This window comes from Collimonas fungivorans Ter331, assembly GCF_000221045.1.
GTDB lineage: Bacteria > Pseudomonadota > Gammaproteobacteria > Burkholderiales > Burkholderiaceae_D > Collimonas > Collimonas fungivorans_A.
In genome coordinates, this window is sequence record NC_015856.1 from 5,121,998 (window position 1) to 5,138,724 (window position 16,727).

Below are 16,727 nucleotides of genomic sequence, written 5' to 3' on the forward strand. Positions count from 1 at the left end.
GAAGCAGCTGATATGCTCAGTTAATGCAAGTCCACGGCTGATTTAGAAGCCCGAGGATTATAAAGGCTGGGCGCGGCTTTCGTCAAACTTTTGCTGCCGAATCATAAGCTTATGCAACAGATCCGCTTGCCTGCGGAAGCCCGTTTCGCGGGCCGTGCCACCGTATCGGCAATTGTCCTGATGGCGATTTTTGCACCAATAATGTGAAGTGCCTTGTTTTTTTCTATTCAGCACCTTTGAGCCGGGCGATCAGGCCGTCCAGCGTATCCAGGTCGGAAAAGTCGATGATCAGCTGGCCGCGGTTTTTGGCAGTGGTCTTGATCGTTACCTGGGTCGCCAGCAAATCCGACAATTCTTCTTCCAGCCGAGCGATGTCGCGCGACTTTTCCTTGTTCTTGGCCGGCCGGCCGGCGCCGTTGGCTTCGGTAGTGGCGCGCACCACCAGTTTTTCGGTGTCGCGCACCGACATCCGCTTGGCCACCACCTGGCTGGCCAGCGTGATCTGGGTCGCGGCGTCCACCGCCAGCAGCGCCCGCGCGTGGCCCATGTCGATATCGCCCGCCATCAGCATGGTCTGCACCGGCTTGGCCAGGTTCAGCAGGCGCAGCAGGTTCGACACCGCGCTGCGCGAGCGCCCTACCGACACCGCCGCCTGCTCATGGGTAAAACTGAAATCGGTGATCAGGCGATGGATGCCCTGCGCTTCTTCCAGCGGATTCAGGTCCTCGCGCTGCATGTTTTCGATCAGCGCCATCGCCGCCGTGGTCTGGTCGTCGACATCCTTGACCAGCACCGGCACCTCGATCAGGCCGGCCAGCTGGGCCGCCCGGAAGCGCCGTTCGCCGGCGATGATTTCATAGTGCTGGGCGCCGTTGTGCAAGGCGATCGGCCGCACCAGGATAGGCTGCAGCAAGCCCTGCTCCTTGATCGACGCCGCCAGCTCCGCCAGCGCGCCCTCGTCCATGCGGGTGCGCGGCTGGTATTTGCCGGCCTGCATGACGCTGACCGCCAGCACCGACGGCGCACCGTCAATGGTCGGCACAGCTTCAGTGATATCGGTCGATCCGCCTAACAGTGCCTCCAGGCCGCGGCCCAGTCCTTTTGATTTCTTCGTGACCATCTTTTTCCTACCGTAGATTACTGATAACGTTCTAACAAGCTGTGGACAACCCTGTGGGTAAATCTGTGAACAAGCCTGTGATTAAAGCTGTATAAGCCTGTATATAAGTTGTAGATAAGCTGTGCGCTACTGTCCGTTACATGGTCTTGATGCGTTCCACCATCTCGGCCCCAAAAGCGATGTACGCCTGCGCGCCTTTGGATGCGGCGTCAAAGGTGACGCCCGGCATGCCGTAGGAAGGCGCTTCCGCCAGCCGCACATTGCGCGGGATCACGGTCTTGAACACCTTGTCGCCGAAATGCTTTTCCAGCTCGACCGACACCTGTTGCGACAAAGTCATGCGCGGATCGAACATCACCCGCAGCAGGCCGATGATCTTCAGGTCAGGGTTGAGGTTGGCGTGCACCTTCTTGATGGTGTTGACCAGGTCCGACAAACCTTCCAGCGCGTAATATTCGCACTGCATCGGGATGATCACCCCATGCGCCGCGCATAAGCCGTTCAGGGTCAGCATCGACAGCGCCGGCGGACAGTCGATCAAGATGAAATCGTATTCGTCGGCCACTGCGATGAAAGCATCTTTCAGACGCTTCTCGCGGTTCTCCAGCTCGACCATTTCCACTTCGGCGCCGGCCAGTTCACGGTTCGCCGGCAATACATCGAAGCCGCCGGTTTCGGAGGTCTTGCGCACCGACTTGATATCCGACATGCCCAGCAGCACTTCATAAATCGTGGCGGACAGCGTGCCCTTGTTGATCCCGGCGCCCATGGTGGCGTTGCCTTGCGGGTCAAGGTCGGCCAGCAATACGCGCTGGTTGAGTTGCGCCAGGCCGGCGGCCAGGTTCACGGCGGTAGTGGTTTTACCGACCCCGCCCTTTTGATTGGCGACACAAAATATTTTTGCCATGTATTGGTGTAAAGGTCGTGATTAGTTAGTCGTTAATTTGATGCCAAAACCGATCAGGAAAATTCCCGCGGCCCTGGAAGCGAATGCGGCGATGCGACGGTTGTGCCCCAGACGCTTGGCGGCGGTATTCCCGAGCAGTACCAGCAGACTACCGTAAAACAGCGCGCAGCTGGAGATGATCGCGGCCATGGTAAGGAAGGTCAGGCTGCCGCGCTGCGTGGCCGGATCGATGAACAGCGGGAAGAACGCCATATAGAACACGATGGCCTTGGGATTGACCAGGGTCACCAGGAAACCGCGGGTGAAATTGCTGACGCCGGTGAAACCCACGGCGGCGCTTGCGCCCTCGCCCTTCCTGGCAAACAGCAGTTTGCAGCCAAGGTAGGCCAGGTAAGCCGCGCCCAGATACTGCACCGCCTTGAACACCATCGGATTGGCGGTCAGCAAAGCGGCCACGCCGATCGCCGCCAGGAACATCAGCACCGCATCGCCCAGCATGATGCCGAACAGCGAGGCATAACCGCCGCGCACGCCTTCCCTGCCGGCGCTGGTCAGGATGCAGAAGGTGCCGGCGCCGGGCAGCGCCAGGAACACCATGGTTGCAACGATCAGTTGCCAGACATCGGTAATGCCGAGGGTGTGGAAAAAAGCGCTCATGGTCGACTTGCTCCTGCTCTTGTTTGCGTTCGTTGTTACTTGCGTTTGATGAAAACCAGGTGACGTTCCGCATCCAGCCCCGGCACCGCCAGCGGCCTTGTTTCCGTGACTTGCCAGCCGGCCGGCAGGCGCGCGATTTCCTCATCCGGACGCACGCCCTTGAGGGCGATGAACCGGCCATCGTCGGTCAGCAAATGTTCCGACCAGTTGATAAAATCGGTTAACTCCGCAAATGCCCGCGAAGTGATCACATCGAATTTCTGCGCTACCTGCAACTGCTCTACCCGGGCAGTGTGAACACTTACATTGCCCAGGCCCAGCTCGGCTTTTACCTGGGTCAGGAATGCTGTTTTCTTGTGCACCGTGTCGATCATCGACACCCGCATCCGCGGCCTGGCCTTGCCGGCCCAGATCGCCAGGATCATCCCTGGCAGGCCGCCGCCGGCGCCTACGTCGAGCACATTCTCTGCCTCGGTAAAAGCCGGCACTACCGCCAGCGAATCCAGCAAATGGTGGGTCATCATCTGCGCCGGTTCGCGGATCGAGGTCAGGTTATACACCTTGTTCCACTTCGCCAGCAGGTCCAGATAGGCCAGCAGTTGCTGCTGCTGCCCCTGGTCCAGCGCGATTCCCAGTGCCGATGCCCCTTGCTGCAGGCTCGCTTCCAGCGCTTGTTTTGCCGCCGGCGCGGTCTGCGTTGAACTCATGTTGCCATTCCTCGATTATGCGGGCAATTACCTTGATGGTAGTGCTTAGGTAGTTGATTAAGTAGTTGATAACTAAGCGATCAGGCGGCCTGATCATCTGCATTCAAGCGCTTCATGCCGCCCTTTTTCAGGTGCACCAGCAGCAGCGACAAGGCGGCCGGCGTGACGCCGGAAATGCGCGAAGCCTGGCCGAAGGTTTCCGGCCGGTGCAGGTTCAGCTTCTGGCGTACCTCGATCGACAGCGCCTGTACGTCCATATAGTCGAGGTCGGCCGGCAGCTTCAGGTTTTCATTGTGCTCGTGGCGCTCTACTTCTTTCGCCTGGCGGTCGATATAACCGGCGTATTTGACCTGGATCTCGACCTGTTCCTTGACCGTGTCGTCCTGTACGCCCGGACCGCCCAGGTCCTGGCCATCCAGGCCCTTGAGCGTCATCAGTTGATCGTATGAAACATTTGGACGGCGCAACAGGTCGACCAGCGAATATTCGCGTTCGATGGCTTTGCCCAGCAAGCGCTCGGCTTCGGCTTCAGCCACGATGCGCGGATTGACCCAAGTCGAACGCAGGCGCTCCATCTCGAGCGCCACCGCCTCGCGCTTTTTCTCGAACTGCGCCCATTGGGCGTCGCCGACGCAACCCAGCTGGCGGCCGATCTCGGTCAGGCGCAGGTCGGCGTTGTCCTCGCGCAGGCTGAGGCGATACTCGGCGCGGCTGGTGAACATGCGGTATGGCTCTTGCACGCCTTGGGTGATCAGGTCATCGACCAGCACGCCGAGGTAGGCTTCGTCGCGGCGCGGAGTCCAGGCATCGCGTTCCTGTGTTTGCAGCGCCGCGTTCAAGCCGGCCAGCATGCCTTGCGCCGCCGCCTCTTCATATCCGGTGGTGCCGTTGATCTGGCCGGCGAAATACAGGCCCTGGATCGACTTGGTTTCCAGCGAAGCCTTCAAGGCGCGCGGATCGAAGTAATCGTATTCGATCGCGTAGCCTGGGCGCAGGATGTGGGCATTTTCCAGGCCGCGCATGGAATGCACCAGGGCCAGCTGCACGTCGAACGGCAAGCTTGTCGAAATACCATTAGGATAGAACTCGTTGGTGGTCAGCCCTTCCGGCTCCAGGAATATCTGGTGCGAATCCTTGCCAGCAAAACGGTGGATCTTGTCTTCTATCGACGGACAGTAGCGCGGCCCCACTCCTTCGATCACGCCGGTGTACATCGGGCTGCGGTCGAGGCCGGCGCGGATGATGTCATGCGTCTGTTGGTTGGTATGGGTAATCCAGCAAGGCAGTTGCGCCGGATGCATGGACGCATTGCCCATCACCGAGAATACCGGCACCGGATCGAGGTCCCCGGGCTGTTCCTGCATCCCGGAAAAATCGATAGTGCGGCCGTCGATGCGCGGCGGCGTGCCGGTTTTCAGGCGGCCTTGCGGCAGTTTCAGTTCTTTGAGGCGCGCCGACAGGGAAATCGCCGGCGGGTCACCAGCTCGGCCGGCAGAATAGTTATTAAGCCCAACGTGGATTTTCCCGTCGAGGAAAGTCCCGGCGGTCAGCACCACCGCCCTGCTGCGGAACTGGATGCCGACTTGGGTAACGGCGCCGACCACGCGATCGCCCTCTACCAGCAGGTCATCCACTGCTTGCTGGAACAGCCAGAGGTTTTCCTGGTTTTCCAGGCGCGAACGGATCGCTTGCTTGTACAGGATGCGGTCGGCTTGCGCGCGCGTTGCGCGTACGGCTGGCCCCTTGGAGGAATTCAGGATGCGGAACTGGATGCCTGCTTCATCGGTAGCGATCGCCATCGCGCCGCCCATTGCATCGACCTCTTTCACCAGGTGGCCCTTGCCTATCCCGCCGATTGAAGGGTTGCACGACATTTGGCCCAGGGTCTCGATATTGTGTGTCAACAATAGAGTCTTCTGGCCCATGCGGGCAGACGCCAGCGCGGCTTCGGTGCCGGCGTGGCCGCCGCCGACGACGATTACATCAAAATGTGTAGGAAAAAGCATAGTGCGCCTCTTGGAGACGATGAAAAACAGTGGGCTGAGGCGTGATTATAAAGCATGCAGCCGCCGCTTACACTTCTACGGTTATGACTCAGCCGATGTTTCACGTGAAACATTGGCCGAGTCAAACTCATCTGGCCCAAAAACAACAACGGCGACTGTTTCACGTGAAACAATCGCCGCTTCTGAAAAGCCGATTATGGAAATTACTTAAGGAAGGCGTCGTAACCCGTTTTCAAGATCAGTACCGACACCACCATCAAAAACAGCTTACGCACAAAACCGCTGCCATGTTTGAGCGCCAGTCGCGTACCTACCAAAGAGCCGCCGACATTGCAGATAGCCATTATCAATCCAAGTTGCCAGATGATATGGCCGCTATATCCAAACCACAGCAAGGCGGCCAGGTTGGTCGCAACATTGATTACCTTGGATACTGCCGACGCAGCCAGGAAATCGAAGCCGAAAAACCGCACAAACAGGAAAATCAGGAAGCTACCTGTACCAGGGCCGAAAACACCGTCATAAAATCCGATACCGCCGCCAATCAGTACCGCGAACAGCTTCTCTTTCGAGCCGGTATGCAGAGGGGCATGGATACTGCCGAAATCTTTCTTCTTTATCGTATAGATGGCGACCGCCAGCAAGATGAAAGGCAGCGACTTGCGGATTGCCTCGGTAGGTATATGGGTTACGGTGTATGCGCCCAGGAAGGAAAACAGGAAGGCCGCCCCTGCGGCAGGGAGCGCAGCGCTCCAGGCCAGCTTGACGCGTTTCGCAAAATTGACGGCAGCGGCGCCAGTGCCGAATATCCCGGCCAGCTTGTTGGTTCCGAAGATAGTTGCCGGTGCGCTGTTCGGCAGCATGGAAAACAAGGCGGGAATCTGGATCAGGCCCCCTCCTCCAACCACGGCATCAATCAGGCCGGCAACAAAACTGGCAAGGGCGAGGATAAGGAAATCGGGGAATAATTCAGGCATGATGAATGATGCGATATTGAAGACACGCAATTCTACGTGCCTGAGTCCGGGCCAACATGCTGGACAGCTATGTTATTTACTCATAGCTATCCAAGTAATTCGATTGGCTGAATAGGACAGTAAACTATCTGCCTATTATTTAAGCAGATCGGGCTAGCCTGATGCGGAAATAAAAAACCCGTACCAGCCAGGCTGCGTACGGGTTGTTTTGGCGCGCGGCCAGGATTACATCATCCTGTCCGGGAAGAGCGCTTGAGCAAGGCCGAAATTTCGCCGACAATCCCGCGCCGGAAAGCCAGCACGCAGACGATAAAGATGAAGCCAGTGACGATGGTGACCGATTCGCCCAGGCCGTTGAACCAGTCGATATGAGTCACCGAAGCCAGCCAGTTGCCGATATCGCCCAGCTTGTTTTCCAGCACAATGATGATCAGCGCGCCGACAATCGGCCCGATGATGGTGCCCAAACCACCTACCAGAGTCATCAGCACTACCAGGCCCGACATGGTCCAGTGCACGTCGGTCAGCGTTTCAAAACCCAGCACCAGCGTCTTGGTGGAACCAGCCAGGCCCGACAGCGCCGCCGACAGCACAAACGCCAGCAGCTTGTAGCGGTTGACGTCGTAACCCAGTGAAATGGCGCGCGGCTCGTTTTCCTTGATCGCTTTCAGCACCTGGCCGAACGGAGAATTCACGGTGCGCATGATCAGGGCGAAGCCGGCCACGGCAATCGCCAGCACCACGTAATACAAGGTCAGGTCGCTGCCAAGGTCGATGAATCCCAGCAAATGTCCGCGCGGCACGCCTTGCAGACCGTCCTCGCCGCCCGTGAACGGCATCTGCAGGCAAACGAAATACAGCATCTGCGCCAGGGCCAGCGTGATCATGGTGAAATAAATCCCTTGCCGCCGGATCGCCAGGCTGCCCATCACCAGGCCGATCAGCGCACCGGTGGCGGTGCCCGCGAGCAACCCTACTTCGGTCGGCAAGCCCAGTGTCTGCAGCGCATATCCGGCAATGTAGCCGGCGCCGCCGAAGAACGCGGCATGTCCAAACGACAACAAACCGGTAAAGCCGATCAGCAGATTGAACGCGCAGGCAAACAGCGCGAAGCAGATGATCTTCATCAGGAACACCGGATAGATGCCGAACGGCGCCGCCAACGCGGCCGCCAGCAGCAAGCCGTAGCCGATTTTTTTATTCACGATTGCATTCATAGACATAGCCGCTCCGCTCATTTCTCTTTGCCGAACAGGCCTGCCGGCCGGATCATCAGCACAATCGCCATCACGATGAACACCACCGTGGCCGACGCTTCCGGATAAAACACGCGGGTCAGTCCCTCGATCACGCCCAGCCCGAGGCCCGTGATGATGGAGCCCATGATGGAACCCATGCCGCCGATCACCACAACCGCGAATACGACGATAATCAGGTTCGAACCCATCAGTGGCGAGACCTGGATCACCGGCGCCGCCAGCACCCCGGCAAAGGCCGCCAAAGCGACGCCGAAGCCGTAGGTCAAGGTCACCATCAGCGGCACGTTGACGCCGAACGCTTCCACCAGCTTCGGATTCTCAGTGCCGGCGCGCAGGTAGGCGCCCAGCTTGGTCTTTTCGATCACGAACCAGGTCGCAAAACACACCGTCAGCGACGCCAGCACCACCCAGGCGCGGTAGTTAGGCAGCACCATGAAGCCAAGGTCGGTGGCGCCGCTCAGCAGCTCAGGCACCGAAAACGGCTGGCCGGAGACGCCGTAGAAAGAGCGGAAGATGCCCTCCACCATCAAGGTGATGCCGAAGGTCAGCAGCAAGCCGTACAGGTGGTCCAGCTTGTACAGCCAGCGCAGCATGGTCCTTTCGATGACGATGCCGAACAGCCCCACCAGCAGCGGCGCCAGCGCCAGCATCACCCAGTAATTCAGGTTGAAATAAGTCAGCCCGATCCAGGCCAGGAAGGCGCCCATCATGTACAGCGCACCGTGGGCGAAATTGATCACGTTGAGCAGGCCGAAGATCACCGCCAGGCCAAGCGACAGCATGGCGTAGAACGAACCGTTGACGAGCCCCAGCAGCAGCTGGCTCATCAAGGCTTGAAAGGGAATGCCGAATATTTCCATGGCAATGTCATCAAAAGATCACTCGTGCGAGTGAATAACTATCGAACAGCGCGCCACGCAGCGCAGGGAAACCGGTCCCCTTGCACTGCGCGGCGCGCCGGGCATATCTTCAGCGTCGAGCTGCGCCCTCTCAATTGCGGCGCGGCAGCCCTGTTACTTCCACAAGGCGCATTTGCTCTCGGCCTTGGAGGCAAAAGCCTGTTCGCCAGGAATGGTCTGGATCTTGTTCAGGTAATCCCATGGATATTTCGAATCGGCCGGCGCCTTGACCTGGTACAGCGTCATGTCATGCACCACGCGGCCATCCGCGCGCAGGTAAGCGTTCTTGGCGTACATGTCGTTGAACTTGGCCTTGCGCAGCTGTTCCATCACCTTGTCGCCGTCATCGGTGCCGATCGTCTTGACAGCGGCCAGGTACTGCATCGCTGCGGAATAATCGCCGGCCTGCAGGCTGGACGGTTCCTTTTTCATTTTCTCGAAATAACGCTTCGCCCATTTGCGCGACTCGTCGTTCTGGTCCCAGTACCAGCTGTCGGTCAGGTACATGCCCTGGGTCTGTTTCAGGGTCAGCGAATGGATGTCGTTGATGAACACCAGCAGGCCGGCCAGCTTGGCATTCTTGGTGACGCCGAATTCATTGGCGGCCTTGACCGAGTTGATCAGGTCGCCGCCGGCGTTCGCCAGGCCGATGATCTGTGCCTTGGACGATTGCGCCTGCAGCATGAAGGAAGAAAAATCGGAGGCGTTGAGCGGATGCTTGACCGCGCCCAGCACGGTGCCGCCGGAGGATTTCACCACCGCGGTCGTATCTTTTTCCAGCGAGGCGCCGAAAGCATAATCGGCCGTCAGGAAGTACCAGCTCTTGCCGCCCTGCTTGACCACCGCCGAACCGGTGCCATGGGCCAGAGCGTAGGTATCGTAAGCATAGTGGACTGTGTAAGGCGTGCATTCCTCGTTGGTCAGGCGGGTGCTGCCGGCGCCGATTTCGAAGAACGGTTTTTTCTTTTCCACCGCAATCTTCGCCATCGCCAGCGCGGTGCCGGAGTTGGTGCCGCCGATCAGCATGTCCAGGCCTTGCTGGTCAAACCATTCGCGCGCCTTGCTCGATGCGATGTCAGCCTTGTTCTGATGATCCGCCACCACCAGTTCGATTTTCTTGCCGTTGATGGCGCCGCCCATGTCGGCGATCGCCATCTTGATCGCTTCCGCGCCGCCGGGGCCGTCGATGTCGGAATAGACGCTGGACATGTCGGTGATGAAACCGATCTTGATGGTGTCCCCGGAAATCTGTGCCGATGCCTGCGTAGCAAGACCGAGGGCAAGCGTGCTGCCGACCGCGACTGCTAAAGTCTTTAATTTGATATTCATTGTCTTCTCCATTTTTTTACACGACCCTTGTTTATGCGACTTATTTTTCTCGCCACCGCAATCAGCGAGACTCCCCAGACTTACACACCCAACAAAGCATTCAGCACCGGCATCTTCTGCTCCAGCTGCGACGACGCAAACGACTCCACGATCTGGCCGTGTTCCATCACATAAAAACGATCCGCCAGCGGCGCGGCAAAACAGAAGTTCTGCTCCACCATCACGATCGTGTAACCCTTGGCCTTCAGGGTGGTGATCATGCGCGCCAGCGTCTGCACGATGACCGGCGCCAGGCCCTCGGATATCTCGTCCAGCAGCAGCAGGCGCGCGCCGGTGCGCAAGATGCGCGCCACCGCCAGCATCTGCTGTTCGCCGCCCGACAAGCGTGTGCCCTGGCTGTTCCGGCGTTCTTTCAGGTTGGGAAACATGTCGTAGATTTCTTCGACAGACATGCCTTTTTCAGTAGTCGACAGCGACGGCGGCAGCAGCAGGTTTTCTTCCGTCGACAGCGAAGAAAAAATGCCGCGCTCTTCCGGACAATAACCGACGCCGTGATGCGCAATCTTGTAGGTCGGCAGTCCTATCGTCTCGACTCCGCCTATTTTGATCGACCCTTTGCGCACACCGGTCAGGCCCATGATCGCGCGCATGGTAGTCGTGCGGCCGGCGCCATTGCGGCCCAGCAGCGTCACTACCTCGCCCTTGTTCACGCTCAGGTTGACGTTGTGCAGGATGTGCGATTCGCCATACCAGGCTTGCAGGTTTTCGATGCTGAGCGCAACCGTGCCCGCTGTACCTTGAGCCACGGCGCCGATGCTTGGAGATTGGACAGCGGACATCAATGCGCTCCTGCCAGTGCTTCGGTGCTGGTGCCCATATAGGCTTCCATCACCAGCGGGTTCTTCGATACTTCTTCATAGCGGCCTTCCGCCAGCATGGCGCCGCGCTGCAGTACGCTGATCTTGTCGCAGATGCCCGACACCACGTTCATGTTGTGCTCCACCATCAGGATGGTGCGGCCAGCGGAAACCTTCTTGATCAGCGCCGTGACGCGATCGACGTCTTCGTGGCCCATGCCCTGGGTCGGTTCGTCCAGCAGCATCAGCTCCGGCTCCATGCCCAGGGTAGTGGCGATCTCCAGCGCCCGCTTGCGGCCGTAAGGCAGATCGACAGTCAGGGTATCGGCAAACTCGGTGAGGTCGACTTCGGCCAGCAACGCCATGGCGCGCTCGTTCAGCTGCGCCAGCGACTTACCGCTTTTCCAGAAATGGTAGGAGGTCCCCAGCGTACGCTGCAAGCCGATGCGCACGTTTTCCATCACGCTCAGGTGCGGAAACACGGCGGAAATCTGGAACGAACGGATGATGCCCTGGCGCGCGATCTGGGCCGGCGCATCGGTGGTGATGTCGCGGCCGTTGAACAGGATCTGGCCGGAAGTCGGCACCAGGAATTTGGTCAGCAGATTGAAGCAGGTTGTCTTACCTGCCCCGTTGGGACCGATCAGCGCGTGGATATGGCCGCGCTCGACCTGCAGGTTAACGCCATTGACGGCCGTAAACCCCCTGAACTCCTTGGTCAGGTTTTTTGTCTCCAAGATGATGTCAGTCATCCGGTCTCCTATTGATGTTGCTTTATCGGAACATCCCGGCTTGATAGATGATATGGCAATCACCTTATCAGCCTTATATTTTTTTACGGATACTAACCGTTGCCGCTCTGCGGCGGCAATACGTAGAAATACTATACAAAAACTTTGGAGGAATTAGCCATGTCTTACAAAATATCTTGAACGGCCCCCACGCCCTAGCCCTTCTTTTTATTTACCGGCGCCTTCCTTGATGAATTTTGCCGCCATTTCAGCAATCATCAAGGTCGGCGAATTGGTATTGCCGGATGTGATGGTCGGCATCACCGAGGCGTCAACCACGCGCAGGCCGGCCACGCCCTTCACCCGGAGCTGGCTGTCCACCACCGCCATCGGATCGTCGCCACGGCCCATCTTGCACGTTCCTACGGGATGAAAAATCGTGGTGCCGATCTCGCCGGCGGCCTTGATCAGTTCTTCCTCGGTCCGGTATTGCGGGCCGGGCTTGAATTCTTCCGGCGCATATTTCCGCAGCGCCGGCGCCGCGGCAATCCTGCGCGTCAACAGCAGCGAAGCCGCGGCAACCTTGCGGTCTTCTTCGGTATCCAGGTAGTTCAGGGTGATTTTCGGCGCGCCCTCGGCCAGGCCCGAAGCAATCTGCACATGACCGCGCGAGCTGGGCCGCAGGTTGCAGACGCTGGCGGTAAACGCCGGGAAGGCATGCAACGGATCGCCGAATTTCTCCAGCGACAGCGGCTGCACGTGATATTCCAGGTTAGCCGTGGCCTGCCCCGCATCGGACTTGGCGAACGCCCCCAGCTGCGACGGCGCCATCGACATCGGGCCGCTTTGCATCAGCAGGTATTCCAGGCCGATCCGGGCCTTGCCCAGCCAGCTGCTGCTCATGGCGTTGAGGGTTTTTACCCCATTGACCTTGAACGCCATCCTGATCTGCAGATGGTCCTGCAGGTTCTCGCCGACACCTGGGGTATCCTGCATCACGGGAATCTGGTGCTGCTGCAACAGCGCCGCCGGGCCGATGCCGGACAACTGCAGGATATGCGGCGAACCGACAGCGCCGGCGCTCAGCAAGGTTTCACGGCTGGCCTCGGCGCGCCATTCCTTGCCGCCGCCGGAAAATTCGACGCCCTTGCAAACCAGCCCCTGCCGCTGGTCCTCCTCACTGCGTTCCAGCAACAGCCGTTTTACCTGGCAGCCGGTCATGATGGTCAGGTTGCCGCGGCCGCTGGCCGAACGCAAGAACGCCTTGGCTGCATTCCAGCGAATCCCGCGTTTCTGGTTCACGTCAAAATAGCTGCATCCTTCATTGTCGCCGCGGTTAAAGTCGTCGACTTTGGGTATGCCGACTTCCGCCGCCGCATCGCGGAAAGCATCCAGTATCTTCCATGACAGGCGCTGTTTTTCAACCCGCCATTCACCGCCGGCGCCATGGAATTCATCGGCGCCGTTGTAGTGATCCTCGCTCTTCTTAAACAGCGGCAGCACCTGCTCCCAGCGCCACGCCGGATCGCCGGTCAGCTGCGCCCACTGGTCGTAATCGCGAGCCTGGCCGCGCATGTAAATCATGCCGTTGATCGATGAACTCCCGCCCAGCACTTTCCCGCGCGGATAAATCAGGCTGCGCCCGTTCAGGCCGGCGTCCGGCTCGGTCCGGTACATCCAGTCGGTACGCGGATTGTTGATGCAGTACAGGTAACCGACAGGGATGTGGATCCAGATGTAATCATCTTTGGCGCCTGCTTCAATCAGCAATACCTTGACCGAGCTGTCCTGCGTCAGACGGTTCGCCAGCACGCAGCCGGCGGTGCCCGCGCCGATGATGATGTAGTCGTATTTCCCTGCTGATTCCATGCGTCTCTTTCTCTTTTTTGTTTTGTGCAAACCTGATTTACAGATTGATTTTCAAAACCTCGTCCGGCGCTGCCTGAAAAATAAGATACCCAAATAAAGCATCACAGAACGAGATCTGTATAGGAATGAATATTATTTATATCATTTAATAAATAATTATTTATACTATTTATTTAGCGACCGGCATGGTGAATTCCGCTCCTTTTGAAATCGTCTGCGGCCAACGTTGCATGATCGATTTGTAGCGTGTATAAAACCGTATGCCCTCTTCCCCATATGCATGCGTATCGCCGAACAACGAGCGCTTCCAGCCGCCAAAAGAATGCCAGGCCATCGGCACCGGAATCGGCACATTGATGCCGACCATGCCGACCTCGATCCGGCGCGAAAACTCGCGCGCCGTATTTCCGTCCGAGGTGAACAGCGCCACGCCGTTGCCGAATTCGTGGGCATTGATCAGGTTCACGGCGGCGGCAAAATCGGGTACCCGGACGATGCAAAGAACCGGTCCGAAAATTTCTTCCTGGTAGATTTTCATCTCCGGCGTTACCTGGTCGAACAACGATCCGCCAAGGAAAAATCCCTGCTCCAGCCCGGCGACTTTCAGGCCGCGGCCATCGACCAGCAATTTGGCGCCGGCAGCAACGCCGCCTTCGATGTAGGCCTCGATTTTTTCCTTGTGCACGGCGCTCACCACCGGACCCATTTCCGCATCGGCTTCCATGCCGTTCTTGATCTTCAGCGCTTTCACGCGTGGAATCAAGGCTTCAATCAATTTGTCGGCGACATTGCCAACCGCGACCGCGACCGATATCGCCATGCAGCGTTCCCCGGCCGAACCGTAGGCGGCGCCCATCAAGGCGTCCACTGCCTGGTCCAGGTCGGCATCCGGCATCACCACCAGGTGATTCTTGGCGCCGCCCAGCGCCTGCACCCTGAGCGGATAAGCGCCTTTGCGCCGGGCCCCTTCCTGGTAGATATATTCCGCAATCGGCGTGGAGCCGACGAACGACACCGCTTTCACATCGGGATGCTGCAACAAGGTATCCACCGCCAGCTTGTCGCCCTGCACCACATTGAAGACGCCATCCGGCAAACCAGCCTGGTGGAACAGTTCAGCCATCATCAACGACGGCGACGGATCACGCTCGGATGGCTTGAGGATAAACGTATTGCCGGTCGCAATCGCCATTGGCGCCATCCACAACGGCACCATCACCGGAAAATTGAAGGGCGTGATGCCGGCCGTGACGCCCAGCGGCTGGCGCAGGTTCCAGTTATCGATGCCGCCGCCGATATTGTCGGTAAATTGCGTCTTCAGCAGATGCGGAACGCCGCAAGCGAATTCGACGATCTCCAGGCCGCGCGTCACTTCGCCTTTGGCGTCGGAAAATACCTTGCCGTGCTCGCGCGTGATCGCCGCTGCCAGCGCATCGTGATGCTGCTCCATCAATTCCTTGAACCTGAACATCACCCGCGCGCGCTTCAGCGGCGCGGTGTCGGCCCATCCTGACGCTGCTGCCGATGCTGCCGCAACCGCACTGTTGACCTCTTCCACGCTGCCCAGCACAACCCTGGCCGACACCGCACCAGTAGCCGGATTAAACACGTCCTGCAAGCGGCCGCTGGTGGATTCGGCCACTTTGCCGTTGATGTAATGTTGAATAAGCGGAGTCGGGCTGGTAGTCATAAGGATTCCTTTTGGTAAAAACGGGTTCGGTTAGCGTTTTCCCAGAATATCGCTAGTTTTTCCAACAATCCAATGAGTTATGATCAAGATCAATATAAGCAATGCTAATAATCTGTACTACAAAACTACTCCCGATGAAAAATTGAGCATATGGACATTACCCAACTTCGCGCCTTCGTCACCGTCGCCAGGGAAGGCAACCTGACGCGCGCCGCAGAACTGCTGCACGTCACGCAACCTGCCGTCAGCCTGCAAATCAAGTCGCTGCAGGCGAGCCTGAACCTGCAATTGTTTACGCGCATCCCCAGCGGCATGGCGTTGACCGACGATGGCGTCAAGTTAATGCCATTTGCCGAACGCGCAATCGCCGCCATGGCAGAATTGCGCCAGCAGGCAGAAAGCCTGCACTCCAACAGCTCGGAAATCCTGAGCGGAAAACTCGCGATCGGCACCATCCTCGATCCTGAATTCATCCGGCTGGGTGCTTTCCTGCAGCGCCTGGTGGAAAGTTATCCCCAGCTTTCTACACAGTTGCAACACAGCATGTCAGGCGATGTGCTGCAGCAAATCAAATCCGGCCATCTCGATGTCGGTTACTACCTCGGTACGCCAAACAAGAATTTCCATCGGCTCACACTGACACAATTTACTTACTGTGTGCTTGCACCATCCGGCTGGAAAAGCAGGGTTTCCGGAAAAGACTGGCCGGCTTTGGCCAAACTGCCCTGGATCTGGACTCCTCCCGAGTCGGCCCATCATCGTTTGCTCAGCAAAACTTTTGCTCAATACAAAGTCACCCCAAACAAAGTTGCCCTGGTCGACCAGGAACCTTCGATGCTCGACCTGGTGAAATCCGGAGTCGGCTTGTCCCTGGTGCGCGAGTCAGTGGCGCTGCGTGAAGCACATGCTCACGGCCTGGTGATTTCCGATACGGTCAATTTATCCACCGAACTTTCGTTTATCACCTTGGAGAAGCGTAAAGACGAACCGGTGATTGCCGCAATTTTTGCCATATTGCAATCAATTTGGAAAAATTAATGCTTTAAAAGCCTTTTTTAGGAAGCAATCCTCCGCTTTTTTCCAAAACCGGTTTTTTCAGCTTTGTATTTAAAGATTTATATATATAAATAGTAGTAGTAGTTAACCACCTGCTTTTCTGTGGATAACTATGAATTTGACTATTCATTCAATAACTTACGACTTGGATAAATGCTGAGTAAACCTTGTATCTGGAAAGAACATTTCTTGGATAAAAATAGAGCTCTGGTTTGTTGTCCTGTTTATTCACATTAGATTCCTGTAGTTATCCAAAGACTTATCCACAACCCTCTTTTTGGATCTCTTCTTTTCCTCATTTTCAAATAGCTGCTTTTCTTGAATTGAAGAAAGAAGTGCTCTGAAAAAAAATGATTTTTCTTAAGGAATTGCATTTTTAACTTCTTTTTATTAATTCTTTTTTAAAAGCAACTTCAAAAGAAAAGGCTTTTCGGTTTTGTATTTAAAGGTTTATATATATAAATAGTAGTAGTAGTTAACTAACTGCTTTTCTGTGGATAACTATGAATTTGACCATTCATTCAAGTACTTATGAATTGGATAAAGCCTGAGTAATCGGTGTATCGCAAAAGAACAGTTCTTGGATAAAAAGATGGCTGTGGAAAACTATCCTGGATATCCACAATTAAAAAACACGATATCCACAGCTTTATCCACAAAACC

Annotated in this window: 14 protein-coding genes; 1 reads left to right on the plus strand and 13 read right to left on the minus strand. The window is 57.1% G+C overall.

Annotation, left to right across the window (positions count from 1 at the left end; genetic code table 11):
* Positions 1-223: 223 nt before the first annotated feature.
* From CFU_RS22865 to CFU_RS22925, 13 genes are all read right to left on the minus strand, one after another.
* Positions 224-1,120 (minus strand): ParB/RepB/Spo0J family partition protein, encoded by an 897-nt coding sequence (locus tag CFU_RS22865; protein WP_014008371.1) that lies wholly within the window; start codon positions 1,118-1,120, stop codon positions 224-226.
* A 136-nt stretch (positions 1,121-1,256) separates the two neighbouring features.
* Positions 1,257-2,027: a ParA family protein gene (locus tag CFU_RS22870; protein WP_014008372.1), complete on the minus strand. Its 771-nt coding sequence runs from the start codon at positions 2,025-2,027 to the stop codon at positions 1,257-1,259.
* 21 nt (positions 2,028-2,048) lie between these two features.
* Positions 2,049-2,684, minus strand: coding sequence for a leucine efflux protein LeuE (gene leuE, locus CFU_RS22875; RefSeq protein WP_014008373.1), 636 nt, complete (start codon positions 2,682-2,684; stop codon positions 2,049-2,051).
* Between the two features lie 35 nt (positions 2,685-2,719).
* Positions 2,720-3,391, minus strand: coding sequence for a 16S rRNA (guanine(527)-N(7))-methyltransferase RsmG (rsmG, locus tag CFU_RS22880; RefSeq protein ID WP_014008374.1), 672 nt, complete (start codon positions 3,389-3,391; stop codon positions 2,720-2,722).
* A gap of 80 nt (positions 3,392-3,471) precedes the next feature.
* Positions 3,472-5,397: a tRNA uridine-5-carboxymethylaminomethyl(34) synthesis enzyme MnmG gene (mnmG, locus tag CFU_RS22885; protein ID WP_014008375.1), complete on the minus strand. Its 1,926-nt coding sequence runs from the start codon at positions 5,395-5,397 to the stop codon at positions 3,472-3,474.
* A gap of 203 nt (positions 5,398-5,600) precedes the next feature.
* Positions 5,601-6,374 (minus strand): sulfite exporter TauE/SafE family protein, encoded by a 774-nt coding sequence (locus tag CFU_RS22890; protein WP_041743819.1) that lies wholly within the window; start codon positions 6,372-6,374, stop codon positions 5,601-5,603.
* A 230-nt stretch (positions 6,375-6,604) separates the two neighbouring features.
* Positions 6,605-7,579, minus strand: a complete 975-nt coding sequence (locus CFU_RS22895) for a branched-chain amino acid ABC transporter permease (RefSeq protein WP_041743820.1) — start codon at positions 7,577-7,579, stop codon at positions 6,605-6,607.
* Between the two features lie 29 nt (positions 7,580-7,608).
* Positions 7,609-8,493 (minus strand): branched-chain amino acid ABC transporter permease, encoded by an 885-nt coding sequence (locus CFU_RS22900; RefSeq protein ID WP_014008378.1) that lies wholly within the window; start codon positions 8,491-8,493, stop codon positions 7,609-7,611.
* A 153-nt stretch (positions 8,494-8,646) separates the two neighbouring features.
* On the minus strand, positions 8,647-9,855 hold the full coding sequence (locus CFU_RS22905) for an ABC transporter substrate-binding protein (protein WP_041743821.1): 1,209 nt from the start codon (positions 9,853-9,855) through the stop codon (positions 8,647-8,649).
* Between the two features lie 86 nt (positions 9,856-9,941).
* Positions 9,942-10,700, minus strand: a complete 759-nt coding sequence (locus CFU_RS22910) for an ABC transporter ATP-binding protein (RefSeq protein WP_050808696.1) — start codon at positions 10,698-10,700, stop codon at positions 9,942-9,944.
* A complete protein-coding gene (locus CFU_RS22915; RefSeq protein WP_041742801.1) occupies positions 10,700-11,470 on the minus strand; it encodes an ABC transporter ATP-binding protein in 771 nt (256 codons plus the stop codon). Before CFU_RS22915 ends, CFU_RS22910 begins: the two co-directional genes overlap by 1 nt.
* Positions 11,471-11,677: 207 nt before the next feature.
* Entirely contained in the window at positions 11,678-13,318 is a 1,641-nt protein-coding gene (locus CFU_RS22920) for a GMC family oxidoreductase (RefSeq protein WP_041742803.1), read from the minus strand.
* Positions 13,319-13,487: 169 nt separating this feature from the next.
* Positions 13,488-15,008, minus strand: coding sequence for a CoA-acylating methylmalonate-semialdehyde dehydrogenase (locus CFU_RS22925; protein ID WP_014008383.1), 1,521 nt, complete (start codon positions 15,006-15,008; stop codon positions 13,488-13,490).
* Between the two features lie 150 nt (positions 15,009-15,158).
* Here CFU_RS22925 and CFU_RS22930 point away from each other — a divergent pair, with 150 nt between their 5' ends.
* A complete protein-coding gene (locus CFU_RS22930; RefSeq protein ID WP_014008384.1) occupies positions 15,159-16,046 on the plus strand; it encodes a LysR family transcriptional regulator in 888 nt (295 codons plus the stop codon).
* Positions 16,047-16,727: the final 681 nt, after the last annotated feature.